The 24,076-nt window shown below is 40.5% G+C and carries 38 protein-coding genes and 2 tRNA genes; 21 read left to right on the top strand and 19 right to left on the bottom strand.

Annotated elements, in window-relative coordinates; translation table 11 throughout:
- Positions 1–144 precede the first annotated feature (144 nt).
- From FTU38_RS06075 to FTU38_RS06010, 15 genes are all read right to left on the bottom strand, one after another.
- Positions 145–221, bottom strand: a tRNA-Met gene (locus FTU38_RS06075).
- Positions 222–223: 2 nt separating this feature from the next.
- Positions 224–299, bottom strand: a tRNA-Arg gene (locus tag FTU38_RS06070).
- Positions 300–900: 601 nt separating this feature from the next.
- Positions 901–1,413, bottom strand: coding sequence for a hypothetical protein (locus FTU38_RS06065; protein WP_180110764.1), 513 nt, complete (start codon positions 1,411–1,413; stop codon positions 901–903).
- Positions 1,414–1,423: 10 nt separating this feature from the next.
- Positions 1,424–1,762 carry a DUF1064 domain-containing protein gene (locus FTU38_RS06060; RefSeq protein ID WP_180110763.1) on the bottom strand — a complete coding sequence of 113 codons (339 nt, stop codon included), beginning with the start codon at positions 1,760–1,762 and terminating at the stop codon, positions 1,424–1,426.
- Positions 1,755–2,222, bottom strand: coding sequence for a dATP/dGTP diphosphohydrolase domain-containing protein (locus FTU38_RS06055; RefSeq protein ID WP_180110762.1), 468 nt, complete (start codon positions 2,220–2,222; stop codon positions 1,755–1,757). The genes FTU38_RS06060 and FTU38_RS06055 overlap by 8 nt, the downstream gene beginning before the upstream one ends.
- Positions 2,219–2,410 carry a hypothetical protein gene (locus FTU38_RS06050; protein ID WP_180110761.1) on the bottom strand — a complete coding sequence of 64 codons (192 nt, stop codon included), beginning with the start codon at positions 2,408–2,410 and terminating at the stop codon, positions 2,219–2,221. Before FTU38_RS06050 ends, FTU38_RS06055 begins: the two co-directional genes overlap by 4 nt.
- The gene (locus FTU38_RS06045) at positions 2,407–2,829 is read right to left on the bottom strand and encodes a hypothetical protein (protein WP_257225685.1); all 423 of its coding nucleotides are present in this window, start codon (positions 2,827–2,829) and stop codon (positions 2,407–2,409) included. Before FTU38_RS06045 ends, FTU38_RS06050 begins: the two co-directional genes overlap by 4 nt.
- Positions 2,822–2,998 (bottom strand): hypothetical protein, encoded by a 177-nt coding sequence (locus FTU38_RS16825; RefSeq protein ID WP_257225684.1) that lies wholly within the window; start codon positions 2,996–2,998, stop codon positions 2,822–2,824. The genes FTU38_RS06045 and FTU38_RS16825 overlap by 8 nt, the downstream gene beginning before the upstream one ends.
- Positions 2,995–3,258 (bottom strand): winged helix-turn-helix domain-containing protein, encoded by a 264-nt coding sequence (locus FTU38_RS06040; protein ID WP_180110760.1) that lies wholly within the window; start codon positions 3,256–3,258, stop codon positions 2,995–2,997. Before FTU38_RS06040 ends, FTU38_RS16825 begins: the two co-directional genes overlap by 4 nt.
- The gene (locus FTU38_RS06035) at positions 3,255–3,482 is read right to left on the bottom strand and encodes a hypothetical protein (RefSeq protein ID WP_180110759.1); all 228 of its coding nucleotides are present in this window, start codon (positions 3,480–3,482) and stop codon (positions 3,255–3,257) included. Before FTU38_RS06035 ends, FTU38_RS06040 begins: the two co-directional genes overlap by 4 nt.
- A complete protein-coding gene (locus tag FTU38_RS06030) occupies positions 3,479–4,324 on the bottom strand; it encodes a hypothetical protein (RefSeq protein WP_180110758.1) in 846 nt (281 codons plus the stop codon). Before FTU38_RS06030 ends, FTU38_RS06035 begins: the two co-directional genes overlap by 4 nt.
- On the bottom strand, positions 4,321–5,355 hold the full coding sequence (locus FTU38_RS06025) for a hypothetical protein (RefSeq protein ID WP_257225683.1): 1,035 nt from the start codon (positions 5,353–5,355) through the stop codon (positions 4,321–4,323). The genes FTU38_RS06030 and FTU38_RS06025 overlap by 4 nt, the downstream gene beginning before the upstream one ends.
- Positions 5,352–6,062, bottom strand: coding sequence for a phage antirepressor KilAC domain-containing protein (locus FTU38_RS06020; protein WP_180110757.1), 711 nt, complete (start codon positions 6,060–6,062; stop codon positions 5,352–5,354). The genes FTU38_RS06025 and FTU38_RS06020 overlap by 4 nt, the downstream gene beginning before the upstream one ends.
- 14 nt (positions 6,063–6,076) lie before the next feature.
- Positions 6,077–6,367: a hypothetical protein gene (locus tag FTU38_RS06015; RefSeq protein WP_180110756.1), complete on the bottom strand. Its 291-nt coding sequence runs from the start codon at positions 6,365–6,367 to the stop codon at positions 6,077–6,079.
- Positions 6,368–6,409: 42 nt separating this feature from the next.
- On the bottom strand, positions 6,410–6,640 hold the full coding sequence (locus FTU38_RS06010) for a hypothetical protein (protein WP_180110755.1): 231 nt from the start codon (positions 6,638–6,640) through the stop codon (positions 6,410–6,412).
- Between the two features lie 99 nt (positions 6,641–6,739).
- On the opposite strand from FTU38_RS06010, the gene FTU38_RS06005 reads away from it, so the two are divergent.
- The 21 genes from FTU38_RS06005 to FTU38_RS05905 all read left to right on the top strand — a co-directional run bounded on the left by FTU38_RS06005 (position 6,740) and on the right by FTU38_RS05905 (position 19,095).
- Positions 6,740–7,429 carry a LexA family transcriptional regulator gene (locus FTU38_RS06005; protein WP_180110754.1) on the top strand — a complete coding sequence of 230 codons (690 nt, stop codon included), beginning with the start codon at positions 6,740–6,742 and terminating at the stop codon, positions 7,427–7,429.
- A 207-nt stretch (positions 7,430–7,636) separates the two neighbouring features.
- Entirely contained in the window at positions 7,637–7,993 is a 357-nt protein-coding gene (locus FTU38_RS06000; protein ID WP_180110753.1) for a hypothetical protein, read from the top strand.
- Positions 7,990–8,241 carry a hypothetical protein gene (locus FTU38_RS05995; RefSeq protein WP_180110752.1) on the top strand — a complete coding sequence of 84 codons (252 nt, stop codon included), beginning with the start codon at positions 7,990–7,992 and terminating at the stop codon, positions 8,239–8,241. Before FTU38_RS06000 ends, FTU38_RS05995 begins: the two co-directional genes overlap by 4 nt.
- Positions 8,238–8,672 (top strand): hypothetical protein, encoded by a 435-nt coding sequence (locus FTU38_RS05990; RefSeq protein ID WP_180110751.1) that lies wholly within the window; start codon positions 8,238–8,240, stop codon positions 8,670–8,672. The genes FTU38_RS05995 and FTU38_RS05990 overlap by 4 nt, the downstream gene beginning before the upstream one ends.
- Positions 8,669–9,679 carry a hypothetical protein gene (locus FTU38_RS05985; RefSeq protein ID WP_180110750.1) on the top strand — a complete coding sequence of 337 codons (1,011 nt, stop codon included), beginning with the start codon at positions 8,669–8,671 and terminating at the stop codon, positions 9,677–9,679. Before FTU38_RS05990 ends, FTU38_RS05985 begins: the two co-directional genes overlap by 4 nt.
- An 11-nt stretch (positions 9,680–9,690) precedes the next feature.
- Positions 9,691–10,530, top strand: coding sequence for a RecT family recombinase (locus tag FTU38_RS05980; RefSeq protein WP_180110749.1), 840 nt, complete (start codon positions 9,691–9,693; stop codon positions 10,528–10,530).
- Complete coding sequence (locus tag FTU38_RS05975; protein ID WP_180110748.1) at positions 10,511–11,131, top strand: lambda exonuclease family protein; 621 nt, start codon at positions 10,511–10,513, stop codon at positions 11,129–11,131. The genes FTU38_RS05980 and FTU38_RS05975 overlap by 20 nt, the downstream gene beginning before the upstream one ends.
- Positions 11,128–11,412 (top strand): hypothetical protein, encoded by a 285-nt coding sequence (locus FTU38_RS05970; RefSeq protein WP_257225682.1) that lies wholly within the window; start codon positions 11,128–11,130, stop codon positions 11,410–11,412. Before FTU38_RS05975 ends, FTU38_RS05970 begins: the two co-directional genes overlap by 4 nt.
- Positions 11,412–11,795: a hypothetical protein gene (locus tag FTU38_RS05965; RefSeq protein WP_180110747.1), complete on the top strand. Its 384-nt coding sequence runs from the start codon at positions 11,412–11,414 to the stop codon at positions 11,793–11,795. The genes FTU38_RS05970 and FTU38_RS05965 overlap by 1 nt, the downstream gene beginning before the upstream one ends.
- Entirely contained in the window at positions 11,795–12,235 is a 441-nt protein-coding gene (locus tag FTU38_RS16750) for a hypothetical protein (protein ID WP_218954698.1), read from the top strand. Before FTU38_RS05965 ends, FTU38_RS16750 begins: the two co-directional genes overlap by 1 nt.
- Entirely contained in the window at positions 12,228–12,596 is a 369-nt protein-coding gene (locus FTU38_RS05955) for a hypothetical protein (RefSeq protein ID WP_180110746.1), read from the top strand. The genes FTU38_RS16750 and FTU38_RS05955 overlap by 8 nt, the downstream gene beginning before the upstream one ends.
- Positions 12,593–12,907: a hypothetical protein gene (locus tag FTU38_RS05950; protein ID WP_180048701.1), complete on the top strand. Its 315-nt coding sequence runs from the start codon at positions 12,593–12,595 to the stop codon at positions 12,905–12,907. Before FTU38_RS05955 ends, FTU38_RS05950 begins: the two co-directional genes overlap by 4 nt.
- Complete coding sequence (locus FTU38_RS05945) at positions 12,904–13,224, top strand: hypothetical protein (protein WP_180110745.1); 321 nt, start codon at positions 12,904–12,906, stop codon at positions 13,222–13,224. The genes FTU38_RS05950 and FTU38_RS05945 overlap by 4 nt, the downstream gene beginning before the upstream one ends.
- Complete coding sequence (locus tag FTU38_RS05940) at positions 13,224–13,493, top strand: hypothetical protein (protein WP_078191966.1); 270 nt, start codon at positions 13,224–13,226, stop codon at positions 13,491–13,493. Before FTU38_RS05945 ends, FTU38_RS05940 begins: the two co-directional genes overlap by 1 nt.
- A 119-nt stretch (positions 13,494–13,612) precedes the next feature.
- Positions 13,613–14,197 (top strand): aminodeoxychorismate/anthranilate synthase component II, encoded by a 585-nt coding sequence (locus FTU38_RS05935; RefSeq protein WP_078190263.1) that lies wholly within the window; start codon positions 13,613–13,615, stop codon positions 14,195–14,197.
- 18 nt (positions 14,198–14,215) lie between these two features.
- On the top strand, positions 14,216–15,262 hold the full coding sequence (trpD, locus tag FTU38_RS05930; protein ID WP_168379163.1) for an anthranilate phosphoribosyltransferase: 1,047 nt from the start codon (positions 14,216–14,218) through the stop codon (positions 15,260–15,262).
- Positions 15,263–15,278: 16 nt separating this feature from the next.
- Positions 15,279–16,085, top strand: a complete 807-nt coding sequence (gene trpC / locus FTU38_RS05925) for an indole-3-glycerol phosphate synthase TrpC (RefSeq protein ID WP_180003195.1) — start codon at positions 15,279–15,281, stop codon at positions 16,083–16,085.
- A 106-nt stretch (positions 16,086–16,191) separates the two neighbouring features.
- Positions 16,192–17,175 (top strand): hypothetical protein, encoded by a 984-nt coding sequence (locus FTU38_RS05920; protein ID WP_180003197.1) that lies wholly within the window; start codon positions 16,192–16,194, stop codon positions 17,173–17,175.
- A 111-nt stretch (positions 17,176–17,286) separates the two neighbouring features.
- The gene (locus FTU38_RS05915) at positions 17,287–17,976 is read left to right on the top strand and encodes a Smr/MutS family protein (RefSeq protein ID WP_078190270.1); all 690 of its coding nucleotides are present in this window, start codon (positions 17,287–17,289) and stop codon (positions 17,974–17,976) included.
- A 95-nt stretch (positions 17,977–18,071) separates the two neighbouring features.
- A complete protein-coding gene (gene folE, locus FTU38_RS05910; protein WP_171262632.1) occupies positions 18,072–18,620 on the top strand; it encodes a GTP cyclohydrolase I FolE in 549 nt (182 codons plus the stop codon).
- Between the two features lie 118 nt (positions 18,621–18,738).
- Positions 18,739–19,095, top strand: coding sequence for a cupin domain-containing protein (locus FTU38_RS05905; RefSeq protein ID WP_180003198.1), 357 nt, complete (start codon positions 18,739–18,741; stop codon positions 19,093–19,095).
- Positions 19,096–19,175: 80 nt separating this feature from the next.
- Here FTU38_RS05905 and FTU38_RS05900 read toward each other — a convergent pair whose 3' ends face one another.
- From FTU38_RS05900 to FTU38_RS05885, 4 genes are all read right to left on the bottom strand, one after another.
- Positions 19,176–20,552, bottom strand: a complete 1,377-nt coding sequence (locus FTU38_RS05900; protein WP_180110744.1) for a diguanylate cyclase — start codon at positions 20,550–20,552, stop codon at positions 19,176–19,178.
- A gap of 106 nt (positions 20,553–20,658) precedes the next feature.
- Positions 20,659–22,563, bottom strand: coding sequence for a DUF4105 domain-containing protein (locus FTU38_RS05895; protein WP_180003202.1), 1,905 nt, complete (start codon positions 22,561–22,563; stop codon positions 20,659–20,661).
- Between the two features lie 79 nt (positions 22,564–22,642).
- Positions 22,643–23,113, bottom strand: a complete 471-nt coding sequence (locus FTU38_RS05890) for a DUF3015 family protein (protein ID WP_180003204.1) — start codon at positions 23,111–23,113, stop codon at positions 22,643–22,645.
- A 150-nt stretch (positions 23,114–23,263) separates the two neighbouring features.
- Positions 23,264–24,055: a DUF817 family protein gene (locus FTU38_RS05885; protein ID WP_373683033.1), complete on the bottom strand. Its 792-nt coding sequence runs from the start codon at positions 24,053–24,055 to the stop codon at positions 23,264–23,266.
- Between the last annotated feature and the right edge of the window lie 21 nt (positions 24,056–24,076).

Raw genomic sequence — 24,076 nt, 5'->3', positions numbered from 1 at the left:
GAAGTGACGAGGGTCAATTAATCTCTTTCAAACAACTACGACAAACCTTTATCTCATCGCCATCAATCGTGTGGTCAATTTCAACCGCACCATGAAAGCCGAATAAGCATTTTAAAAATTGGAGCATGTGAATCTCCTGAATATTGGTGGGCCCGATCAGATTCGAACTGATTATCTCCCCGTTATGAGCGGGACGCTTATACCACTTAAGCTTAAGGCCCATTGGCGCGCCCAGTAGGATTCGAACCCACATAAGTCGGAATAGAAGTCCGATGCATAATCCTTTCTGCCATAGGCGCATTGGGTGGCGGTAATCAATTTAAAAACCACTAGAAATTAATAGGAACCGCCATAGGTGCCCTGATATTGCTTACACAAAAACATTTCTCAGGGCATTAAAACCCGCCAGTTTGAGCATCGACTGGAATCCAGTCCAGCATCTCGGAATCCAAGATTCTAGGCTTGGCGGGGTAGCGTGCTTCAAGGCTAACTTATGCGTTAAGAGCTTGCCAATTCTCACAGTAGACACTCGCCTTTTTAGGTGGTCAATCCAAGGGTGGGATTTATTCAAATCTCGACACCCATCTATGCACTTTGCTGACCAATGCAAAGCGTCTATCTCTTTTTGGTATCAAGGACTGATAGATAACCTTCAGGCAACAAAAAAGCCCACCGTTTGGTGAGCTTCTTCTAGGCTTAACTGACACACTTTGCATTTTGCCTTATGCGCTAATACCGCTTTGTATCTAGGGGCTAAGGGTCGCCATTTCATTGTTCCCTTTCGCATCACGTAATCTCGCTCATGGCGTTTTGGCTTTCGTGAATATCCTTTATCAGTAGTGCGACTTACTTACACTTCGCACCACTATACCATGAATTTAGCAGATGCCTTGATCAAGGTCAAATACTATTCACTTTTTTGTATGCAATAAACCCATAGCGGCAGTGTAATGCTGCAAGTCCGCATTTCACATCAAATTTTGCGTCAATGCCTGTACGCTTTTCGCTACACATTTGCGCCCATGAGTTACCGTAGAAATAACGACAAATGATTGCATCCATCCACTCGTCCATGATTTCACTTTGGCCTTGCATGTCCAGAATCAAACGCTGTACTGCTCGCGCTTCATTGTCATCAATCAAACAAGTAATGTTGCTTCGTGTGAGCTTTGGCTTTTCGCTATCAAGAAAGTGAGCTGCAATAATTTCCTTCTTTTGCTGCTCGGTCAGTTTTGCAATCTTTTGCTTAACAACCGCCTGATCCATAGCAACAGCAATCGGATTGACGCTATTGCCACATACACCAGATACGCTATTCATCCATGCCCCAAATTGATAAAGCCATTCTTCCAGTGAGTATTTCGACCAGTCCACCGCCTGCATAATATTTTGAGCCTTAACCATTGCATTCATCCCTATTCCCCTAAATCTCTCTAATCTCTAAACCATGAACCGATTTCATCAAGTGCTTTTTCAAGCGGTAAACTGGCAAATTCCGCGTCATTTTGCTTTTGACATCCTCAACGACCAGTTGCCCTTTTTCTTGATAAACAAAATCTGCGACATACTTCACTGCTGGCTTGCGTCTTGGCTCACTTTCAAACTTTACCGCCTCAGCCAAAATGAATGCCTTTTGCAGTTCTAAGTTCTTGATTTCCCCTGCACGCTCCAACAGTGACAAATCCCGATAACGTCTCGCTTCTTTCTGACTATCGAAAGTGATGCCGTTAAGCACCACCTTCTTGTTGTTGTATTTAGTCACTATCACCTCGCTTCACACCAATAACTTTCCGCTCATGATTTACAACTGCACCACACCCAAAGCATTCAGCTTTATCGTCATGGAACATCGAAGTTGATATGTGTAAGCAATTTTCTATTTTTTCTAAATCACCCTTGCGAACAAACTTTGCCGCAAATCCCTGACCAGCCATAACCTTGGTGTCCATGTCATCAAACCACCACAGGAACATCCCGCAACAAATCGCATGAGCTAAATGATGCTCTCCTGTTTCGGGGTCTTTCTGCTCACCATGCCACCAAGCGTCTATGTGGCGTTGCATTGCATCGTAATATCGCACCTTAGCGTCAGGAACATGCTTCCAGTTGTTTTCCTGATACTTGGTAGCGCCAAACTCCAAAACTCGAATTACAGCGTTTAGAGAGCCTTTTGGAAGCAATGACATTCTCGGCTTTTGCTTATCGTGTTTTTGTCCAATCATCCCTCAATCACCCTCGTCGTCGGCGCTATATGATTGCGGATATCACTCACATGGTCAGTGCGGTCGTGGTCTGCGATGGCAGCCCTCAACTCATCCAAATCAAATACATGTGTATCTGTCTCATAGGTATCGCAACCATCAGGCGCACCCGCCACAATTTCCCGCATTTGTTCGATTGTTAAGCTCATGCTACTAACTCCTGTAAACGATATTTCCTGCGCATCCCGCGATTCACACGCTCTGCTTTAAACTTGTTGTAAGACTGAAAGTCTTTAAATTTCACATCTGCTTTCATGTAGCACATGCACTTAAACAACTTGTAAACCTTATCTAAAAATGGCTTATGCACATCATCAGTTTCTTTCTCCAAGCCTTTCCATCTGCGTTTAAAACCGTGCTCATCCGGCACTTTTGCACCACTGCCACCAAGCTTGAATTGATCGTATGTCATGGAAGGAACATCAAACTGCACTGCTGACGTTTGAATGTCTACTGGGTCGTCCTTGTGGTAGTAATACGAGTCCATACCCACAAAAAACGCAGTGTCGTCCACCATCAAATCCCACAAAATTGGCACAACAAGATCACCATCGAAATACTCATACATACCCTCGATAATCTGTTTTTTTTGACACACCAGCAGCTTTTAATCTGTCTGATGCTTCGGTTAATTCAACATCATCAAGCGATGACCAAAGCTCATAAGTTTTAGCTAATTCATTTCGATACAGATTGACTGGCTTGTTCGGGTTATATTTCTTATTGCGCTTTTTCATCCCTTCACCCCAAATAGCTGTTTTGCCTTTTCTGTTAAAAAATATCGCGAATCATCACAATGACCACCCAACACTCGACGCACATATCCTGCACGCTCTAAGCCTTTTAAGTACCTTTGCGCGCTTCTCAGACTTAAATCAGGCAATACTTGTTCTCTCAATTCAGAAGTTGATGCGACTGGCGTAGTTTGAATGGCTTGCAAAACCGCAATAACGCGCTCAAAAACCACAATTTGATTTACTTCGGTTTTATTCTTCACGCCCCACCTCCTAACACCGCGCCAAATTCACCAATCAACCCAAGCTGCTCCTTACACCACATTTTTCGAAATTCTTTTTCTTCTTGACCAACTTGCGTCACAGCCAAAGTTTCAAACATCGCTCTACCCGCAGACTTTGCCTGAAGCATGTTATTTGGATCGCAATTCAATTCAGGACTAAGCACCGCATTACTGAACTGTGATAAGTATTCGAGTCTGGTCACACCCCACCTCCTACTTGCTTATCCATAAAACGCACCGCATTCGGCAATGGTTTTTGCTCAGCCTGCAAAGCCGCTTTGTATTCATCAAAGTTGTCAAACGGATCAACGTGCTGCATCTCGTAAGATTCCCAAGGCTGAGGCTCTTTCACTTCCTCTGTCATCTTGTTTACATTTGGCTTAATTAAGTCTTTGATTTTTGCTAAAGCTTCTTGAGCTACAGTCTTATACTTCAATGCTTCACTCTGGATCTCAGCTTTGGTCTGTTTGTGTTCAAGTAAAGCCTTTGCTTCAGGTGCTGGTAAGAAACCATCAACCTCAGCTTGCTTGATAGCAGCAATCGCCTGATCTTTGTCTGTACCCAGCGAAGCTACATAAATCGGCTTTAAGCCCTGATCTTTGGCTTGAATCACAAGGCGGTCATACGCATCACAAAAGATTTTCTTCGCCTCAGCGCGTTGGTATTTATCACCAGTCTTAACCAAGTCTTCACAACGACTGAATGCTTGAGCCATTTGTTCAGTCCAGATCACTGTTAATTCCTGACCATCAAAACCAATCGACTTTTCAGCAATCGCCCATGCTTCATGTGAGCCGAGCCAGTCATCGGTCTTTGGCTCGCACCAAGAACGGAATTCAGGGATGGTTGGGCAGAAAGTTGAGCGCTGCATCCGCATATAACCGCGCTTAAAATCCTCTTGGCTCAACCCTTGCAGACATTCAACCATTGCATCCGCAATATCTGCAGCAGGAATATCACCCCACTGTTCAGCGTACTTCTTGCCATAAAACGCCTTCATCTTGTTCATCAGGCGAGCCGCGTGTTCAGTTGTAAAAATGCTCATTGCTCGCCCTCCCAAGTAACTGCAGCAAACACAGGATTCACATCAATGATTTCCTGCTGTTCAGATCCGATGCCATACTTTGCGAAAAATGCATCATGGTCATTCATGGTCTTACTGTTTTTTGCTGCAGACGACTGGTAGACGGTTGCTGCAGTCTGCTTGGTTTGCTTTGGCTCAAATAAGCCTTGGTAGTTTCCAGTGATTGAAGTTTTCAAAGACTCGTTGCTGCCATCAAATCCCCATTTCTGGAAATCTTTGTAAATCGCATTTAGAGCATTTTTGGTCAGTTTGGTTTTTGCTGTCATTGAGCGACTAGAAACGTATTGCTCCCAAAGAGAGAAATCACAGAGTTTCGCAAAGGTTGATGCGGTTAACTTAATAACTTCGTCATAAGATAATTTACGAGCCTTGTCTTTGCGTTCAGCTTCGGCTTTTGCTTTTTTCTGTTTTACAAAGATTGGGTAACTGTAAAAATTGGCTTCCAAAGGTTTTTTAGAGCGAAGCGACTTAATTAATAATTCTATAGATATAGTTCTATAAATTAATTCTATTGTGTCTTTACTAGGTAAAGTGGTTACCGCTTTACTAGGTAAAGTAGTGCCCTTTACTAATGGAAGTGCTTTACTAGGTAAAGTGGTACTTTCTTTAGTGAAGTGCTCGACCAATGAAACCTCATTAATCTGGTACTCATTACCCTTTCGACTGTTCTCGCTAACAATAGAAATCACACCTAAATTAAGGAGCTCTTTAAGACCGTTACTCACTGTTTTTGTGCTTAGTTTTTTTGAGCCTGGTAGCTTTCCGCCTTGCAATTGAGAGTAGCTAACATGGTCAGTCACCTTGTCCTTAAAGCCGTTTATACGATCCTCAAGCTCCGCATACACATTCTTTGCCGCATCACTTAAAAATGGACGAACCTCTTGGCGATATAATCGACTAGACATGACATAGCCTTTTTCAAACTTGTCAGCCATTTTTTTACCTTTGTTGAATTGGACAATGTTGTCCTCGTGTTTTTTTACTGCACTCATGCGGCTACTCCCTGCTCTAACCATTTCGCAATACGAGTGATTAGCTTTTGAGTTAACTTAACTTGCGTAAAAACCTTCTCACCTGATTCAAACAATCGAGGTGCAGAAGTCACAACATGCACAAGCTTTTGATCAATGGACTTCTGATAAGCCTGAATTTTTGAATAGTTGTCGCGATATACGACTTTGTGGTCCAGTAGGTATTGCGTTAATTGGTTTTGACCAACCTTGAGAACTTTAGCGGCCTCACGAATCCCTAAAACATTGGTGCAGTCAGCAATGCGATCTAGGCCTTTTGCTTTTGGTTCGAGGATTGCGACTTTTTGAGTAAGCTCAATATTAAGCTTGGCTTGAACTTCAATTGCTTGGAGTAGATGTGCTGGGTTTGTGATGTCGAAAGGCTTTTGCTTTTCTTTTAAAATTGCCAATACATTCTTGCGAACACCTTTCGATTCGCGCATACCGATCAATATGCATTGATCGATTGTTAATTCAAAAACAACCGACTCTGTATTGTTGAAATTCTGAACTACGAAAGTTTCGTAGTTATCACCATCAAGCTCATCAGCCACTCGATTATTAAAATCATTCAATCGAACTGGTTTTTCGTTGAATTGAGTGCGAACCTGATTAATCAAATCAAGTAAGTCTTTGCTTGACATTTTCTGTTCAGAACTTCCGAACTGTGGTAAAATTGGCATGTTCATATTGACTAGACTCCTTATTGAACGTCAGGCTCAGTAGTTCGCGCTACTGGGCTTTCTTTATTTGTGGATGATGTATTCACCGTATTCGTGGTATTACCGAATGCTCTGCTGAGATACTCATGTTGTTTCTTGAACTTCAGGAGCTTCTCAATGGCTGCATCCCGAATCCACTCTGAACGCTTTATGTCGTCCATTGCTGCCAGTGCATCAATCGCCTGCAATGCTTCATGTGTCATGCGGACTGATGTTGAATCGGTCTTTTTCCCATGCACATCAAGAAAACCTAAATCCAATGCTTCTTGCATATCGTCTACTCCCATTGTGGAAAGACCTCTTAAGTCTGTTTGTTATGCAACTTCGCGCACCTTTGGACGACCAGCCTCCAAAAGTTGCGATTTTTTAACTCTGCCCTTTGTGTTTATTTCGATGATTTCTGCGTACTTGGTGCGACCCGAATATTCAGTATTCGGAAGCTCATCACGCGAAATCCATTTGTATAAAGACCGTGGGCTTAAGTTGATCCATGCAGCTACTGTGTAAACACCTCCTGCATCATCAATATATGACTTTAAGTTCATTTTACACCTCTAATGTGAACTTCTAGTTCAACTATATAGGGAACTGATAATTCTTACAAGAACTTTTATTATGAACTTGTAGTACACAAGGAAAATGCTATGACTGATTACCGTATGGAATTTGCGGAAAGGCTTAATAAATCGCTGGATGATATTGGTATGCCTGAGCGTGGACGTGCCACAGAATTAGCAAAACGTTTTGGAGTGACTCCAAAAGGCGCAGGGAAATGGATTAAAGGCGAAGCAATTCCTGAAACTGAAAAAGTTGCTGAGTTGTCAAAATGGCTGAATAAATCAATTCAATGGTTACTTACTGGTGAAGGAAGCGACATAATTGGACGCATAGAAAGCAGCGTTGATACCAACTCTGTTGAAACAGTTGGATATGCACCTTTACTATCTTGGGTACAGGCTGGTAGTTGGACAGACATGGAATCAGTGAATATACAAGAATGTGAAATGCTCCCATTGGTACCAGGAGCAGGAAAGAGAAGTTTTTATTTAGAAGTTCGTGGACTAAGCAATGCGCCTTATTTTGAAGAAGGTGAAAAAATTTGCATTGACCCAGACTGGGCATTAGCAGACATTCACACTGGTGAAATGGTTGTGGTCAGATGTGGTACAGAAGCCACTTTCAAGGCATTAATTGCTGAAACGGATGGGTATTACTTAAAGCCATTAAATCCAAACTGGAGCGAACAGGTCATTCAATTGAAAGATGATTGTGTGCTTGTTGGTAAATACGTTGGCACATTTAAGCCAGCAAGAAGATATTTTTTTAATAATTAGAGCAGCAAACAAAATCATATACCCGCCAAGCGCGGGTTTTTTGTTATCTATAATTTCTTAAAAATTAATAATGTGAACAAAAAGTTCACATAAATGTACTTTTGGTACTTTACTAATGTGAACTATTAGTTCATTATTAACCTCGTAAACACAAAAAAAGCCCCGAACAATCTTGGCGGATGCGGGGCGTGAACTACGGGGTCTATTATGGATAGTAACAAGAAACAAATCAAGTTTGCTGGTGGTGCTATTGCACTTGCAGCATTCATTATTGGTGCATTTTCAATATCACCTGCCTCCACTACCGCACCGATTGATGACAATCAAGTTGTCGTTACAGGCGAAGTAAAGCTTAAGCAAAAACTTAAATTTTGTGCTGAACAATGCCCTGCGCTAATCACTATCGGTGATTACGAAGTATTTGTTGAATATGGGCTTGATGGTGAGTCAATTCGCTATATGGAACCAATGAGCGTCACTAAAGATGGTGTAGAAGTAAATGCATACATTGATCAGGTGGATATTCAAAAGATTAACGCTGCGATTGCTGGGGGTGTGAAGTGAGTATCGATGCTTATGAGTTGGCCTGCCATGTGTGCAGTCTGAGTGAAGATGCAGATTATGACGATGTTGATGCTGCTCTTTGTGACAAATATGGAATGGATGTAGACACTTTTCACAAGCTAATTACTAACCTGCTTCCGCTTATCGATGTTGGCGTGTCTCCATTGACTGGCACTAAATTTAAGGGTTTTTCAAAGATTGAAGATGGTCATGGTTTTTGGTTGGTAAAAATGGAGGTTCCAGCATGAACATCAAAACTAATACTTTAATCCTTGCCCCTGTCTTCCCTGATTTTGAAGTGGTTGAAGACATTGCTATTCAAGATGGCAAGGTTGAATTCACGCTTCAGTATCGCTTCGATTTTATCAGTGATGCGTCAATCGAATGCAGTATGCCATTACTTGAATGCACACAAGGTTTTGCAGTTGGTGATTCAGATCCACAAAACTGCCATGAAATTGATATCCCTGCTTTTAAAGCAATTGAAAACACACTGGTAACTGTAATGAAAACTGATGCTGTGGCAACTAAAGAAGGCAATGAATTTGTCTTACTTCCTGAGCAGTTACGTGCGTTGAATGTGTTGATTGTGGATTGGTGTGAAGAGCAGTTTTTAAAGGAATCTGAACAGCAAGCTAATTACGTTGCGGAAGATATTGCGGAGGAGATTTACGGATGAATGCGAAATTTGAATTAGAAATCGCGGATCAAAACATTGTTGTATCTGCATTTCGCACACCAGGCGGTACTGCTGAATTATTCGAGCGCATTGCTCAAGAAGCGCGTTCACATGTGCCTGATGTGACCACTAAAAAAGGACGAGATCAGATTGGCTCACTCGCTCTAAAAATTAGCAAATCCAAGACTTTTATTGAGAAGTGTGGCAAGGAATTGGTTGCCGAGCAAAAGGCTCAAATCAAGCTTATTGATGATGACCGCATTGCAACTGTTAAGAAGTTTGATGAGCTACGCAATGAAATCTTGGCACCTCGTGATGCTTGGGAACAAGCTGAAAAAGATCGTGTGGCAAAGCATGAAAATGCGATTTTGGTTATCAAAGAGCACTTGCAAGAACTCAGCACTCTTGACTCCTCTTACATCGCAAATCGCATTGAGCATCTAGAAAATTTTGATGTGGATTACACGTTTGAAGAATACGAAGAACAAGCCAAGCTTGCCAAATTTGAAACACTGGAAGTATTGCGCAAAGCGTTAGCAGACCGTGAAAAGCTTGAAGCTGAGCAGGCTGAATTGGAGCGTTTACGCCAAGCTGAACAGGCTCGTTTACAGCGCGAACATGAAGCTCAAATTGCCCGTGAAGCTGCTGAGAAAGCGACACGTGAAGCAGAAGAAAAAGCACGTTTTGAAGCTGAGCGTGTGGAGCGTGAAAAACGTGAAGCAGAACAGCGTGAAGCTAGACTTAAAGCTGAAAAAGAAGCTGCGGAGTTACGAGCTCAACAAGCTGCTGAAACTGAACGTAAACGCATTGAAGCTGAACAATTTGCACAAGCTGAGGCTGAACGTAAAGCAGCTGAAGCGCGTGAAGCTGATGTGGCTCACAAAAAGCAAATCTGTAGTGAAGCGCTTAAAGGTCTGACTGATCTTAGTGTGAATGTTGATCAAGGTAAAGCCATTCTGAACGCAATCAATAAAGGCTTAGTTCCTCACGTATCGATCAAATTTTAAGGAATAAGAATATGAATGCAGTAGCTCAAACAAATCCAGTATTGCCAGTAAATTCACAAACTTCAAACCTTGTGCTTGATCCAGTGGCGATGCAAAACATGGTGTCTTTTGCGGACTTTATGAGTAAAGCAACTATCACTGTGCCAAAACATTTACAGGGACAACCTGGTGATTGTCTAGCGGTAACCATGCAAGCTATGCAGTGGGATATGAATCCTTTTGCAGTGGCTCAAAAAACCCATATTGTGAACGGAAATCTCGGTTATGAAGCTCAGTTAATTAATGCGGTCATTATCTCTAAGGGACCTATTGTTGGTCGTCCTGATTACGAATGGTATGGTGACTGGTCAAAGGTAGATGGTAAGACTTGCAAGGCTCATGACATCGGCGTCCGCACATGGGTAACTATTAAGGGTGACTCAAATCCACGTGTACTTGATGTGTCATTTGCTCAGGTTGGGAGTGTTCGCAACTCACCTTTATGGGTGAATGACCCAAAGCAACAAATTGCATACCTTGCGACAAAAAAATTAGCCCGCCTACACTTTCCTGATGTGATTTTGGGTGTTTATTCAGAGGATGAATTGCAGGATTACGCGCCAATGATGGATGTAAGTCCTGCTGAAAACAATGCTGAGTACCTAGCGTTTGAAGCTGAGAATTTGCCTCATTTTCAGAACGAAGCTCAATATGGTTCAGAAAGATTACAGTCTGCATATATGGGTTTGTTAAAAGGTGAATATAAGCGCATCTTTTGGACCACTCACTCAGCAAACTTAAAGCAAATCGCTGAACTAGCTGATCAAGCTTTAGCACGCCAAGGAGAAACTTATGACCATTCTCCAGCGTAGTGAAGGTTGGTTTGCAGATCGCTGCGGCAAAGTGACTGCAAGCCGCATTAAAGATATTGGCGCAAAACCAGTTAAAGGTAAGAAATACAATGCCCTAACATTAACAATTCTTTCTGAGCGCATTACTGGCGTTCAGGAGGAAACTCCAACCTCAAAAGCAATGCAATGGGGTATTGATCAGGAAGAAAATGCGATTTCCGCTTATGAAAATGAGACAGGTAATTTTGTTAAAGGCACAGGGTTAATTGATCATCCGGTCATTAAATCAAGCGGTGCATCGCCTGATGGATTAATTAATTTAGATGGTCAAATTGAGGTTAAGTGCCCTGCTACAACAACTCATTTGAACACGTTACTCACTAAAGAAGTGCCTGCGGAATACATCCCGCAGATTACTTGGCAATTGGCGTGTACTCGTCGTAAATGGTGTGACTTTATTAGCTTTGACCCTCGCCTGCCTGAGCATCTGCAAATTGTGATTATTCGGGTATTTGCAAAAGATTTGGACATTGCAGGTGTTGAACAAGCAGTCATTAATTTCAATATTGTTGTTGATAAGGCAATAGCTGAACTGAATGCAGAGTATGAGGTGGCAGCATGATTTTCAGAATCAAAAATAAACATGCCGACGGCTTCAAAATTTGGTTAGAGAAGCTCGGTTATGTGAAGAAAGTCCTTGCAGATGGTAGTTGCACTTTTAGCGGTAAAGGCACACGTAAGGCTTTGAGCTATGTGTTTGTAAAAAATGATTTAACGGGCAATGCGGCGTGCCAAGCGCTATTTGATGAATATGAAATGCACTTGCGCAGCCCTGCTATATCAGATGAAACAAATGAAAATTTAGCGCGTGTTGTGGCTAATCAAATAATGAAGGTGGCGTGATGGAAGATGACAAATTGTGGTGCGTAGGAATCTGCCCTGAAGATGATAGTCCTCATGAGCAGTCACCTGCCGCATCAAAAGAAATTGCTGAACGTGCTTTGGCTCGCTACAGAGCTATGACTAAGGCTGAAGGCAATCAGTTTATGATCGAATCATTTGATGAATACTTTCAGGTTCAAGAATGGGAAGGCACAGCTAAAGAACACCAGGAACAAATGTTTTACACAGAAGACTGGTTTAAAGAGCCAATGTATCAGTGCAAAAACATGCAGCAGGCTGAACAAGCTTTTATGTATGGTGAAATCGTGCACTGCTACAAAGATGATGCTGAGTTAATTACTTCTGATTTTGAAGAAGCCAAGCGCTTCTATAAGGTGGCGTGATGGATATTCAGAAATTAACAAAAGAACAGGCAGTAATAATTTCAGGCTTTACTGGCATTTTGTGCGGTGAATTTTCAGACTTTCATGCTGATGTTGAAAAGCGCCTTGGTCGCGGTGTGCAGACTTTTGAGTTTGGTTTTAAGGAGTTTTCGGCTGAAGTTAAAAGACTTTATGAAGCCGATTTTATTGAAATGGGTACGGTTAGTAAGGAGGAAGCCAAAGCCCAAGCGGTGCCGGAATGGATTGACTACACAAAGCAGTCACCGCGTATTGATGGTCGCTATCAAATATTTATCAGCGGCGAGCAAATTACTGCTGACTGGCAATCACCTTTTGGATTTTCAGATCCAGTTGAAGGCGAAGCGCTTATTCAGGACTTGATTAGTCACTGGGGAATGTTGCCTGAACCGCCGAAACCACAGGAGCTAGCCAATGACTAATCTAATCAGTGGTAAAGATGCGTTAATTGCGTTGGAGAATGGTGAGGATGTTGAATATCTTGAGGACGACAACAAGTGGAATTTGATAGATAAAGAGTTTGTTGTTATATCTGCTTTGATAGATTGTAAGCTTCGCCTAAAACCTCAAACAATCATGATTAATGGGATTGAGGTGCCTGCCTGTGGAACTAATTACAAACCACACACATTTATGTTTGTTTTGAATAGCCTTGAACCATGTGAATACTCGAAGATTATTCTTGATGAGTCTGATGAAAACCCTCTTTACTGGTGGCAAACAGAAGAAGAAGTCAAGCAAGTAGTCGCAGCATTGCGTCAAGTATTTGGTGGTGTGAAATGACTGAAATTCAATTAACAAAACCTCAATTCGCCCAACTCCAAATTGACAACTTAACTTCAAAAGATATGCCCTACTTTGAAAATTGGGATGCGCAAGAAATTGGATTGTTTAATGCAATTGTGAATGCAGTCGATTACGACAATGAGTTTACTTTCAATATGCGTGGTTGGTCTCGTCAGCGTGTAGTGAATGGCACAGGCGGAATGATCGAAGTAAATGAAATGAATGCGGATGAGCTATATCACTTGTTTAGTTGTTATTTGAGTGGGTTGCCTAGAAATGTGATGGAAAGTTTGAAGGAGGTGTCATGAATCTAATTGAGCAGTTGGGTGGGTATGAGAAGGCTAAAATTAGACTTGGAAGCTGCGATATAACGCTAGCGTACTATCAAGAATTAGATAGACAGCTTCTAGAATACCGCCGCCAGCATAATATTTTTGAAGAAGGTGATAATGTTGTTTCAAGATGCAATGATAAGGAAACAAGGATTTTTAAATACGAAACAACAATAGGGAAAAATATTGTTGTGAAGTGCAAGAAAGGCAAGGGCTATTGTTATCCCAAAAAATGGTTTTCTCATGCCAATGATGCGGAAATCAAAGCTGGTAAAAGATTGGAGGTGTCTTGATGAAATCTAATGCTGAACATGAATTGCTTCAAGCTATCTTTAATGAAATGCAAGAGCTAAAAAAAGCTATTCAAAAAAAGGATGAGCGTCGAGTAAATGTGAGAGAGTTTTCCCAACGATTAAATATCTCAATCCCCTCTCTTTATTCTCGTATTAATGATGGTGTGATTCAAAAACCGAATAAGGATGGAAAACTAAGTTACTGGCTGAATAGCTATGTAAATGAAGTTGTCACACAACCCTCAAACTCTGATAAAGTAGCCGCTTAAATTAGCGGCTTTTTTAATTGCGCTAAATTTAAGCAAAAATTCTAATGTGAGTAACATTGTGAGTAACAATTATATTAATTAATTATTACCACAATAAAAATCAGAGGTTTACATCCAAAATGCTTCTAATGATCGACAATTATGACTCTTTTACCTACAACATCGTCCAATATTTTGGCGAGTTAAATCAGGAAGTAAAAGTTGTACGTAACGATGCCGTGACATTGGAAGATATCGAGCGATGGCAACCGAAGTATTTAGTCATTGGTCCTGGCCCTTGTTCGCCAAGTGAAGCAGGTATTTCAATTCCTGCGATTCAACACTTTGCGGGAAAAATTCCTTTACTGGGTGTGTGTTTAGGCCACCAAGCCATAGGACAAGCTTTTGGCGGCGATATTATTCGCGCTAAAAAAGTGATGCACGGTCGTTTATCTGACATGTATCACAGCGATCAAGGTATTTTCAGCAACCTCCCTTCTCCATTTTCCGCAACGCGTTATCACTCTTTGGTGATTGATCAAGCGACTTTGCCTGAATGTTTAGAAGTGACCTGCTGGACCAATGAAGAAGATGGCACGATGGAAGAAATCATGGGCGTTAAACATAAGACATTGCCTGTCGAAGGCGTGCAGTTTCACCCTGAATCAATTCTTAGTGAACATGGTCATCAAATCTTTAAAAACTTCTTAGAAATTTACGCTTAATCGAGTGCAAAAAATATTATGAATATTCAACAAGCTTTAAATAACATCACGAAAAATATTGAACTCACTCAACCTCAAATGGAAGAAGTGATGCGTACCATCATGCAAGGTGAAGCGACCGATGCGCAAATTGGCGCACTTATGATGGGCTTACGCCAAAAAGGTGAAAGTATTGATGAAATCACTGCCGCAGCACGTGTAATGCGTGAATTTGCGATCAAAATCGATGTCAGTGATCTGCCACATTTGGTGGATATCGTTGGTACAGGTGGTGATGGTCAAAACTTATTTAACGTTTCTACTGCGTCTAGTTTTGTCATTGCAGCAGCAGGTGCAACCATTGCTAAACATGGCGGTCGTGGTGTTTCATCAAAATCAGGCTCTTCTGATCTTTTAGAACAAGCTGGAATTAACCTTGACCTGAACATGCAGCAAACTGAACGTTGTATTCGTGAAATGGGCGTTGGTTTCCTCTTTGCACCTAATCATCATAAAGCCATGAAATATGCTGCTGGTCCACGTAAAGAATTGGGCTTCCGTAGTATTTTCAACCTACTTGGCCCGCTTACGAATCCGGCCGGCGTAAAACGTTTTGTGATTGGTGTTTTCTCTACAGAATTATGTCGTCCTATGGCTGAAGTTTTAAAACAACTCGGTGCAGAACATGTCTTGGTGGTGCATTCTAAAGACGGTTTAGATGAAATTAGCCTTGCATCAAGTACTTATGTTGCTGAACTCAAAGATGGCGAAGTCACTGAATGGGAAATTCAACCTGAAGCTGTAGATATCGAGTCGCAAACCTTAACAGGTCTATCTGTAGATAGTGCTGCGGAAAGTCTGAAATTGATCAAAGATGCTTTAGGTAAAAATAAATCTGCTCTCGGTGATAAAGCCGCGAATATGATTGCCCTAAATGCAGGTGCCGGTATCTATGTTTCAGGCTTAACCAAAAGCTATAAACAAGGTGTTGCATTAGCACATGACATTATCTATGGCGGTCAAGCTCTAGAGAAAATGGGCATTTTGTCTGAATTTACGAAAACTTTAAAAGAATACGAAGCTTAAGATTAGGACTCAAATCATGGTAGATATCGCCAATACAATTTTAGGTAAAATTGTTGAACGTAAAAAAGAAGAATTTGCAGCCCGTCTTAAACAACGTAGCTATAAAGATGTCGAAGAGCTAGCTCAAGCAGCTACACCTGTTCGAGGTTTTGCACAAAACCTCGGCTCTAAACGTCCGGGGGTGATTGCTGAAATTAAAAAGGCATCACCATCGAAAGGCATCATTCGTGAAAACTTTAACCCTGCTGAAATTGCGCAGCAGTATCAAGATGCTGGTGCGGCATGTTTGTCTGTTTTAACCGATGTGGATTTTTTCCAAGGTGCTGATGAAAACATTCAGATCGCACGTTCGCACTGTGACTTGCCAGCCCTGCGCAAAGACTTTTTGATTGACCCTTATGGCGTAATTGAAACACGCGCTTTACATGCGGACTGTATTTTATTAATCGTGGCTTGTTTGTCTGATCAACAACTCGAAGAAATGTCGAAAACTGCTTTTGAACACAATCTCGACGTGTTGGTTGAAGTACATGACGAAGAAGAACTTGAGCGTGCAATGCGTCTTTCTGACAACTGTATACTTGGCGTCAATAATCGTAATTTAAAAACCTTTGATGTTGACCTCAACACATCATTACGTTTGAAAAAGTTACTTGAACCTTCTCGCCTACTCGTGACAGAAAGCGGTATTGCCACACCCACAGATGTTGCCATGATGCAAGAACATGACATTCATGCATTCTTGGTCGGTGAAAGTTTTATGAAGCAGCCACGCCCTGATCAGGCGTTTAAGGAGCTGTTTGGTGTGCCTGATAAAATATAAATGAAATATGTAGGGTGAGTTCGCTCACCCTTTTTCTCCTTTGCATCCATATTAAAAAAATTACACATCCTTTTTATAATTTTTATTCATTTGAGAATTAAAAATAATGAAGTCGATTATTTCTTCTACTCTTCTATTCATTTCATTAATCTTGGTTTCACTACACCAGATAAGTTGGGCAAAAAATATAACTCTGTATACTGGCTCACCGTATCATATTGACCAAAATCATATCCTCTACTTCAATATTTCCACTATGCCCGAAGGCATCATTGCTGCGCAGATTGACCTAAATCAAATTTTTCCAAATATAAATACTAACGTGCTAAAGGGCAAAAATTATGATTTCAATAATAATCAAATTGAAATCATTAGTTATCAAGGCTTACCAATAGTCATTAATTACTCAATCAATACTAAAAACAAGAATATTGAAAATTCAACCTATTTTTCTATTTCTAAAGGACATAAAAATTCTTTATCAAAACCAATCAATATTAAATCTCACCCTATTTCCATGGAAAAATTAAATCATTTTGAACAGATTTTTTATAAAGATACCCCTCATTTATTGAAAAAGAATTTAGCTGATGAGCCATATTTAATAAATCTATTCATGTTCCATGCAGCAATAAATGATTTTGATGATATGAATGATTTTTTCCAAAATGCGATAAAGAACCTGACACAGAAAAATGATATTGATAATTATGAAAAAGCCAAAAATTTGTATCTTGAATATTTAAATTTTGGTGAAAACAATGAATTTTATGATACCACCTTAATTATGGCGGCAATCGAGCACACAGATATTTCTTTCATTAAAAAAATGAAGCTTAGAAAAATAAATGAACTTGTAGTAGATGAAGTTGAACCACAAACATATTATTTCACTAGATGCTCCCCATTAGGTAAAGCCATTCGCCTAAATCAATATCAGATAATTTCTTATTTACTTGAAAAAGGCGCTTCAACCGAAATCGTGTGTATTTCTAAATTTAATGAAGAACAATCAGCATTAGCTCTTGCAGAACAATATAAAAATAAAAAAGTTATTAAATTAATTAATTCAACTTTGAAGTCCAAATAGGATTTGTAATGAATTAAGAGATCTTCTTTATATAAAGTCTTTCCAGTTCAAATCAGTGCCATTTAAGGCTATAATTGCTTTAAATTTTTGTATATTTCCCGTTTTTTCATTATGAGCAAACACGATTCTTCGCTTTCAAAAGATCAGTACAACCTACTGAAATCTTTTAAAAAGCAAATTACGAATCCACATTCCTCTACGATTGCTAAACAGCCTGAGCCAACGCCAAAGACTGTTGAACAAGAGCAGGAAGAAGACTTCGCGCTTTTCCAAAAGCAAATGCAAGGTGTTCAAAAAATGAATGCAGGAAATACTGCAAAAATGGAAAAAGTGGGTCGTAAAAAACCTGATGCGCAAACGTTGGCTAAACGTGCTGCTGCAATTGGTCCTATGGAAACAGATGATGCATTACTTTCTGATACGCAAGCGATGCTCAACCCTGTTGCCAGTCAAGCGGCCTTAAGCTATCGCATTGCAACCTTACAGCATAAAGTTTTTGAAGATTTAAAAGCCGGTAATCTACGTTGGTTCGAAGCAGTCGACTTACACGGTTGCACTGTAGAAGAAGCTCGTTCGGCTGTGCTGCAAATCATTCAAATGGCGAAAGATGACAATCAAAACGTCATTAAAATTGTGCATGGCAAAGGGCCAGAAGCAATTTTAAAAACTTATGTAAATAGTTGGTTACGTCAACACCGTGACGTATTGGCATTTGTGAGCGCCCCAGAAAAACAAGGCGGTACAGGTGCTGTACTGGTTCTGCTTAAACGTGCAGAAAAGAACCCACAGTTTAAACAATAATCGGATTTAACTCCAAAAGAAGGCATTGTAATAGTTTTCTGCTACAATGCCGTCCTTGTTCAATCTCTCAGTGTAAGTGAACACGTCTTATGTCTATGCAGCAATCCTACGCAAATATCCTAACTGCCGTTGGTGAAGATCTGAATCGCCCAGGTCTTAAAGATACGCCTATGCGTGCTGCTAAAGCTTTTTCATATCTTACTTCTGGTTATAGCCAGACACTTGAAGAAGTGACCAACAATGCGGTTTTCCCATCCGATAACCGTGAAATGGTCTTAGTTAAGAATATCGAATTCTATTCTTTGTGCGAGCACCATTTATTGCCTTTTTATGGCCGTGTACATATTGCTTATCTCCCAGAAGGCAATGTTTTAGGTTTATCAAAATTCGCACGTATTACAGAAATGTTTGCCCGTCGCTTACAAATTCAGGAAAACCTTACTCAGCAGATTGCTGAAGCAGTGGCTGAAGTGACTGGTGCGCGTGGTGTTGCTGTGGTGATTGATTCAGCTCACATGTGCATGATGATGCGTGGTGTAGGTAAACAAGAGTCTACAACCCGTACCGTTTCTTTTGTCGGTGACTTTAAAACCAATAAAGAAGAACGCCGTGAATTCTTAAGTGCTGTGCCTGAAAGCTATTAATAGAACATTCAGCGTCAGCTCTTTAAAAAAGCCTCAAACTTTTGAGGCTTTTTTTATTTGTGTTTTAATATCGCAAATCGTTTGCTTTGATAGCAAAGCACTATTTTCAGGATGAATCATGTCAGATGTATATATTGCCGGTCAGGGTTTAGCGCAAGCCAAACACAGCATAGACTTCCCTCGCCCAGACCGTTTGGTTCAGGGCAATCCTAAACGTGAAACTGCAAGCCTGTATGTACACCCCAATATGGACTGCGGGATTTGGCAATGTGAAATTGGCGCATGGAATATTGTCTTTGCACCCAATAAACAAGAATTTTTTACAATCCTTGAAGGTTTAGTACGTATTCATGATCAACAAGGTGGATATATCGAGGTTTCCGCTGGCCATGCGGGCATTATTCCCCCATCTTTTCAGGGCAAGTTTGAAGTTGTCGAAGCCGTCAAAAAATACTATGTAGTTGTCGAAGTTTAAATTACGGCACATCTCGCCATAAAACATATTTACCCATAAAAAAACTCCCACATATGGGAGTTTTTTATTCTCAGGATAAATTAGATATACGACAAATGCTTTGTGACTTGTATACAGTTTCGACCATTATTTTTTGCCGCATACAGCGCATGATCTGCGGCATCTAAGAAACGCTGATAATCAGGATGGCCATCATACTGCACACAACCAATGCTTACGGTAAAACTAAATTGCTGACCTTGTGCCGTTCGGATCAAGCCCTTTTCAATATATTGGCGAATATTTTCTGCAATTTTCATCGCACGGTTTACACCAGTATCGACCAAGAGTAATAAGAACTCTTCACCACCGATACGGAATGCATAATCGCTACCTTGACTATAACGCTGCAAGGCTTCAGCAATAAATTTGAGTGCGAGATCACCTGCTGCATGACCAAACTTATCATTGATCATTTTAAAATAATCCGCGTCAAAGGCGAGCAAAGACAATGGCGTTTCATTTTTCCGCGCAAAGGTAATTTCACGTGAAATAATCGTACTGAGATAGCGGCGGTTTAGAAGTTGAGTCAAAGAATCGTTGCCAGACTCAATATATTCAGCCACTTGAAATAGTTGATCGACTAAATGCTGAATTTCACGGTTCAATTCACGAATCTGTTGAATCAACTGTTGCAGCTGATCTTTTTCCGTCATCTGCATCGTTTGCTGGGTTAATTGATCCACTTCATAAATTCGGTCAATAATCAGTTGAACCTGATCTGAACCTGAAAAAGCATATGCCGCTTTATGAATGAACCATAGCCCAAACTCTGATTTTGAAAATAAGGGATGATAAAAACCAACATTGCCCGAAAAGATTTTAAACATCAGTTCATTTTCCCAGTCGAGCAATGAACCCCGTTGTTTATCTTTATGCACGGCCACATCTTGCATCGCTGAAAATAAGCGATAATTGTGTTTTGTTTCTTGGTTTTTTTCCGTATTGATCTCATAAGATCGGCACATAATTTCTGTGCTGAACCCCATAATTTGTACAATATAACTGCACATATGGAGAATACTTTGCGTTTGGTTTAGCTCTAAAATTTCAAATATTTTACGTTCTATTTCACGCACACCACGTATGATGAACCATGACGGAATACCAACACGCGCGTGTACCATTCCAACTTTCTGCTGTCTTTTGACTGAGCTTTCAAATTCACCATTCAGTGCGACATTAAACGTTTCTAACAACCATTTTCTTAAAGTGTCGATGAGCCTTTTTTGAATGATATCGTCTTTAAAAAATTCAGCCGACTCTGGCTCACGTGACATTTGTTCATAAAAAACAGTAACTAAATGTTCAACATGCCTTTGGATAAATTGCAATGCTGCAAGATGTTCATTTTCAGTATATTGATCACAAATATCTTTCCAAGTCTGACTTAGACCTGTAATACATTCTTGATTCATTCGGTGACACAAACCACAGCTATTACAAAGCTAGCAATCATACCTTGCTTTACTTACATAAAAAAACAAATTTATTTGATATTTCATATTTTATCTATCTTAAAAATTAATAGAAAAATACATAACTCAATTTCAATTTATTCCAATCTTGATCATCTTGCTGCTGGTATTCATAGCCTAGTCTTAAGGCATTTTGTTGGTTGACGATATATTGTAATTCTGCATCGAGTTTCAGATTCCATTGATGTGCATCTTCCCAATACGGAAGCTCTGCCTGAACCAAACTATTTAATTTTTCTGACCAAATATTTTGGCAACCCAGTGTCGGCCCAAGGCCAACTCGCCAGCCCTGATCGAGAGACTTACCGCCCTGCACCTGCATTTGAGACTGCACATAACACAAATGCGTGCGTTCTTGATTGGCCCAGCTATATCCAGATTGCGCTTTTAATGTAGCTACGCCATGTTGTTTCGTTTCGCTAAATTGACCTGCATCTACAGACACTTGCTGCCAGCCAAAATTAAAACCCCAGCTTAGCGGTGTTTTAAATGGCGTGATCGGGTTGTAAGAATTGACCGATAAAAAATCAAAATGATTGAGTTTGAATTGGTCGTCTCGATATTGGATCGAGCCATCCCAAAACATCAGCTGCGTTCCAATCCGAAAACCACCTTGCGGATCGATCAAATCATGATAAGCCTGACGATGACCGAGTTCGATATATTTTTCACCTTGAACTTCACCCACGGTAGCTGAAAAATTTCGCGCATGATGTCCATTCACTGGATCTAGACTTGGCTGCGTAGGTTCAGTCCGTTGTTTTGGTTGCGAAGACTGGCTACGTAAGGCCAAGATTTGACGCAATTTAGGCTGCGTTTCTTCCGCACTCACCTTTCGACCAATCAGCAATAAATACAGATGGTCATACGCCATTTCTAATATTTTCGCTTGCTCTGCTTCATTAAACTGAGCGAGTGCTGTCGACATCATCGCAGGTTCAATTTCAGCGAGCTTATGCGCTTCACGTGCTAAACGATATCCATGTTGCTGCGCTTGTGATAAAAGCTGCGTTTCTAATGCAGGACGATACACCGCTGCTTGAATCAGTTGTTCATCATTGATCGCTTTAATCGTCTCAACGGGAATCGAAGCAACTTTAAATTTCTCGGTTAAATTCAGTGTCGGGCGAACCAAATCCATTAAGCCTAGTAAACGATAAGCACAGTTATCGCTAGCAAAATAATAGGGAAAACTGACATTTTGCATTTCCCAAATATGTTTAACCAAATAACTGGTTTCTTGCTCGGTCAGCGCTAGCTCATATTCCCACAAATCACGACTTTCAAAATCACCATATTCTTTCACCTTCCGGTAGTACGGCATCAAGGAATATTCACCAGGATATTGCCCTGTTAAGCCTTTCCATGCATAAGACCAGTTATCTTCACCTGCAACTGTCGCTGCATAGTTAATGGCAAAGGACACCAAATTTAGCTCTTTCTGATCTTTCGGATCGAGACGCAACAAGGTATGTCCAAACATAGAACTTGGATTCCCCATAAAGTCTGTGGCGTAAATTAATGTCGCTTTATACGGCTTAATTTTCCCAAACCATTCATCAAACTCAGGGCAACTCACCACAGGTAACTGCTCTGAACGGATGAATAATTCTTGCATCAGCCACTGACTACGCGCAGGGAAACGACAACGAAAGACTTGATTAGGTTCGGCGGTTTGAAACAGTGCAGCGACATCTGCCTCTAATTCGGCTTGGGCATTTTGACGGCCATTTTCAGCTAGAAAGTAACCTGAAAAAGCAACTTCACTTTGTCCTTTATGATCTGTATACAAGAGTCGTTGCCAACTGATGTGTTCAGACAGTTTTTTTGATTGTGCAAGTTCAATATATCGCTGCACCTCTACGGTTTTAGAGAGGTTTGGATCTACAACTTGCTGAGCATATAAGATGCTCGGAATCATAAAGGTACAAAATAAAGCAATTGATTTCATTCAGTTAAATTCAAATCCATTTTTATATATTTTAGATAATAAAAAACCCTGCCAAGAGACAGGGTTTTGAAAACAACGATTAAACGTATGCTTTAAGTACTTCATCTTTCGCCATTACGTTTTGCAATGAAGCAAGTACTTGTAGAGAAGACTGGTTTTCAGCTGAATAGATTTCAGCAAAATTTGCTTTAGACACAGCAAAGAAACGTGCTTTATCTGTTGATTGGATGTTTAAAAGCTCAGCCAAAACATTCAGGCTCTCACCTTGACCAACTGCCATATCACGAGCAAGTGATTCAGCATTTTCATTGGTAAATGTTACCGCTTGAGCAGTTACTGTACCTGTACCGCTACAACCTAAAGTACCAAAGGTAATACCAAGTAACTGGTTAGTAAAAATACCGTTGGTAGTCGCAGCTAAAATTTTAGGAATTTTACCTGATTGACCAGCCCAAACTTGAGAACCAACACCACAACCTACGTCACGGTCAGCAAAAGCAGCTGTAGAACCTAGTGCAACGACTGCAACTAAAGCTAATTTTTTTAACATAGCACTTCTCCAGGGAATTTTATTCCATTGTTTTTAATTATTAAAACATGTGTAATTTTGATTACACACCTGTAGATTAACTTGATCTTTCAGATAAGGCAAAACATTTTCATCTAAAACTTTTGGCTAAAAATAATACGTTCTTTTTCACTATTTTTTGAGCAACCAAGTACCATTTTCATCCCGTTTTCCAAGGATTTTGAGTACTAAAACCAGACTGAGTAATAGCAACAAATACCAAGAACCGAGTTTCCCCCAACCGACCATATGCCATGCATCGACCTGACTTGGATATAACCAAATTTGATAGAAGGTACTGATATTTTCTGCGATCCAAATCAAGAATGCCAAAATCAACAGTACTGGTAACATAGGCAACTGAATCACATGATTTTGTAATTGAAAACTCAGCTTGGTTTTCCAAAAGATCACCACACTCCAAGCAAACAAAAACATACGAATATCTGGCACAAAAAATTTGGTCATAAAATTAAGATATGACAAAACGGCTAAGCACAGCATATTGCCAAAACGCGGTAAGTTACTGAACGACACCTGATATAGACGTAACGAACGTGCAAAGAAACTTCCTACTGCCGAATACATGAAACCTGCAAATAATGGCACGGTCAGCAGTTTAAAAACCGCAGGCTGCGGATATTGCCATGAGGCAATATGTGGATGGGTCAGAAATATTTCCATCCCCATTGCAAGGATATGAAACAGTGCTATGACTTTGGCTTCCGCCCAAGACTCGAGTTTTAAGCAGAGTAAACACACTTGAATAATCAGTGCATAAAACAATAAATAATCATAACGGAAAAAGCCAAAATATTCCTGACTTCCCATTGCTGCAGTGAATGCAAAAGCGATCAGCAGTAATATCCCAAATAAGGCAGCCGAAGCTGCCTTATAAGAGAACTCAAAACATGATTTTATAATCTTGACCACGGTTGAATCCTA

Source organism: Acinetobacter sp. YH12098, assembly GCF_013419235.1.
Classification (GTDB): Bacteria; Pseudomonadota; Gammaproteobacteria; order Pseudomonadales; family Moraxellaceae; genus Acinetobacter; species Acinetobacter amyesii.
The sequence above is the reverse complement of the archived record's forward strand: the minus strand, read 5'-3'. Positions and strand labels throughout refer to the sequence as shown.

Excerpts from the sequence above, each read along its gene's own strand:
- trpD (WP_168379163.1), top strand. The coding sequence starts at position 14,216 with ATGAATATTCAACAAGCTTTAAATAACATCACGAAAAATATTGAACTC.
- trpC (WP_180003195.1), top strand. The coding sequence starts at position 15,279 with ATGGTAGATATCGCCAATACAATTTTAGGTAAAATTGTTGAACGTAAA.
- FTU38_RS05985 (WP_180110750.1), top strand. The coding sequence starts at position 8,669 with ATGAATGCGAAATTTGAATTAGAAATCGCGGATCAAAACATTGTTGTA.
- FTU38_RS05890 (WP_180003204.1), bottom strand. The coding sequence starts at position 23,113 with ATGTTAAAAAAATTAGCTTTAGTTGCAGTCGTTGCACTAGGTTCTACA.
- FTU38_RS05935 (WP_078190263.1), top strand. The coding sequence starts at position 13,613 with ATGCTTCTAATGATCGACAATTATGACTCTTTTACCTACAACATCGTC.
- FTU38_RS16825 (WP_257225684.1), bottom strand. The coding sequence starts at position 2,998 with ATGAAAAAGCGCAATAAGAAATATAACCCGAACAAGCCAGTCAATCTG.
- FTU38_RS05945 (WP_180110745.1), top strand. The coding sequence starts at position 12,904 with ATGAATCTAATTGAGCAGTTGGGTGGGTATGAGAAGGCTAAAATTAGA.
- FTU38_RS06025 (WP_257225683.1), bottom strand. The coding sequence starts at position 5,355 with ATGAGTGCAGTAAAAAAACACGAGGACAACATTGTCCAATTCAACAAA.
- FTU38_RS05970 (WP_257225682.1), top strand. The coding sequence starts at position 11,128 with ATGATTTTCAGAATCAAAAATAAACATGCCGACGGCTTCAAAATTTGG.
- FTU38_RS06005 (WP_180110754.1), top strand. The coding sequence starts at position 6,740 with ATGACTGATTACCGTATGGAATTTGCGGAAAGGCTTAATAAATCGCTG.
- FTU38_RS05895 (WP_180003202.1), bottom strand. The coding sequence starts at position 22,563 with ATGAAATCAATTGCTTTATTTTGTACCTTTATGATTCCGAGCATCTTA.
- FTU38_RS05990 (WP_180110751.1), top strand. The coding sequence starts at position 8,238 with ATGAACATCAAAACTAATACTTTAATCCTTGCCCCTGTCTTCCCTGAT.
- FTU38_RS05975 (WP_180110748.1), top strand. The coding sequence starts at position 10,511 with ATGACCATTCTCCAGCGTAGTGAAGGTTGGTTTGCAGATCGCTGCGGC.
- FTU38_RS06010 (WP_180110755.1), bottom strand. The coding sequence starts at position 6,640 with ATGAACTTAAAGTCATATATTGATGATGCAGGAGGTGTTTACACAGTA.
- FTU38_RS06065 (WP_180110764.1), bottom strand. The coding sequence starts at position 1,413 with ATGAATGCAATGGTTAAGGCTCAAAATATTATGCAGGCGGTGGACTGG.
- FTU38_RS05905 (WP_180003198.1), top strand. The coding sequence starts at position 18,739 with ATGTCAGATGTATATATTGCCGGTCAGGGTTTAGCGCAAGCCAAACAC.
- FTU38_RS06050 (WP_180110761.1), bottom strand. The coding sequence starts at position 2,410 with ATGAGCTTAACAATCGAACAAATGCGGGAAATTGTGGCGGGTGCGCCT.
- FTU38_RS06055 (WP_180110762.1), bottom strand. The coding sequence starts at position 2,222 with ATGATTGGACAAAAACACGATAAGCAAAAGCCGAGAATGTCATTGCTT.
- FTU38_RS06000 (WP_180110753.1), top strand. The coding sequence starts at position 7,637 with ATGGATAGTAACAAGAAACAAATCAAGTTTGCTGGTGGTGCTATTGCA.
- FTU38_RS05915 (WP_078190270.1), top strand. The coding sequence starts at position 17,287 with ATGAGCAAACACGATTCTTCGCTTTCAAAAGATCAGTACAACCTACTG.
- FTU38_RS05920 (WP_180003197.1), top strand. The coding sequence starts at position 16,192 with ATGAAGTCGATTATTTCTTCTACTCTTCTATTCATTTCATTAATCTTG.
- FTU38_RS06015 (WP_180110756.1), bottom strand. The coding sequence starts at position 6,367 with ATGCAAGAAGCATTGGATTTAGGTTTTCTTGATGTGCATGGGAAAAAG.
- FTU38_RS06020 (WP_180110757.1), bottom strand. The coding sequence starts at position 6,062 with ATGAACATGCCAATTTTACCACAGTTCGGAAGTTCTGAACAGAAAATG.
- FTU38_RS05980 (WP_180110749.1), top strand. The coding sequence starts at position 9,691 with ATGAATGCAGTAGCTCAAACAAATCCAGTATTGCCAGTAAATTCACAA.
- FTU38_RS05965 (WP_180110747.1), top strand. The coding sequence starts at position 11,412 with ATGGAAGATGACAAATTGTGGTGCGTAGGAATCTGCCCTGAAGATGAT.
- folE (WP_171262632.1), top strand. The coding sequence starts at position 18,072 with ATGCAGCAATCCTACGCAAATATCCTAACTGCCGTTGGTGAAGATCTG.
- FTU38_RS05900 (WP_180110744.1), bottom strand. The coding sequence starts at position 20,552 with ATGAATCAAGAATGTATTACAGGTCTAAGTCAGACTTGGAAAGATATT.
- FTU38_RS05955 (WP_180110746.1), top strand. The coding sequence starts at position 12,228 with ATGACTAATCTAATCAGTGGTAAAGATGCGTTAATTGCGTTGGAGAAT.
- FTU38_RS06030 (WP_180110758.1), bottom strand. The coding sequence starts at position 4,324 with ATGAGCATTTTTACAACTGAACACGCGGCTCGCCTGATGAACAAGATG.
- FTU38_RS06045 (WP_257225685.1), bottom strand. The coding sequence starts at position 2,829 with ATGTATGAGTATTTCGATGGTGATCTTGTTGTGCCAATTTTGTGGGAT.
- FTU38_RS05940 (WP_078191966.1), top strand. The coding sequence starts at position 13,224 with ATGAAATCTAATGCTGAACATGAATTGCTTCAAGCTATCTTTAATGAA.
- FTU38_RS16750 (WP_218954698.1), top strand. The coding sequence starts at position 11,795 with ATGGATATTCAGAAATTAACAAAAGAACAGGCAGTAATAATTTCAGGC.
- FTU38_RS05950 (WP_180048701.1), top strand. The coding sequence starts at position 12,593 with ATGACTGAAATTCAATTAACAAAACCTCAATTCGCCCAACTCCAAATT.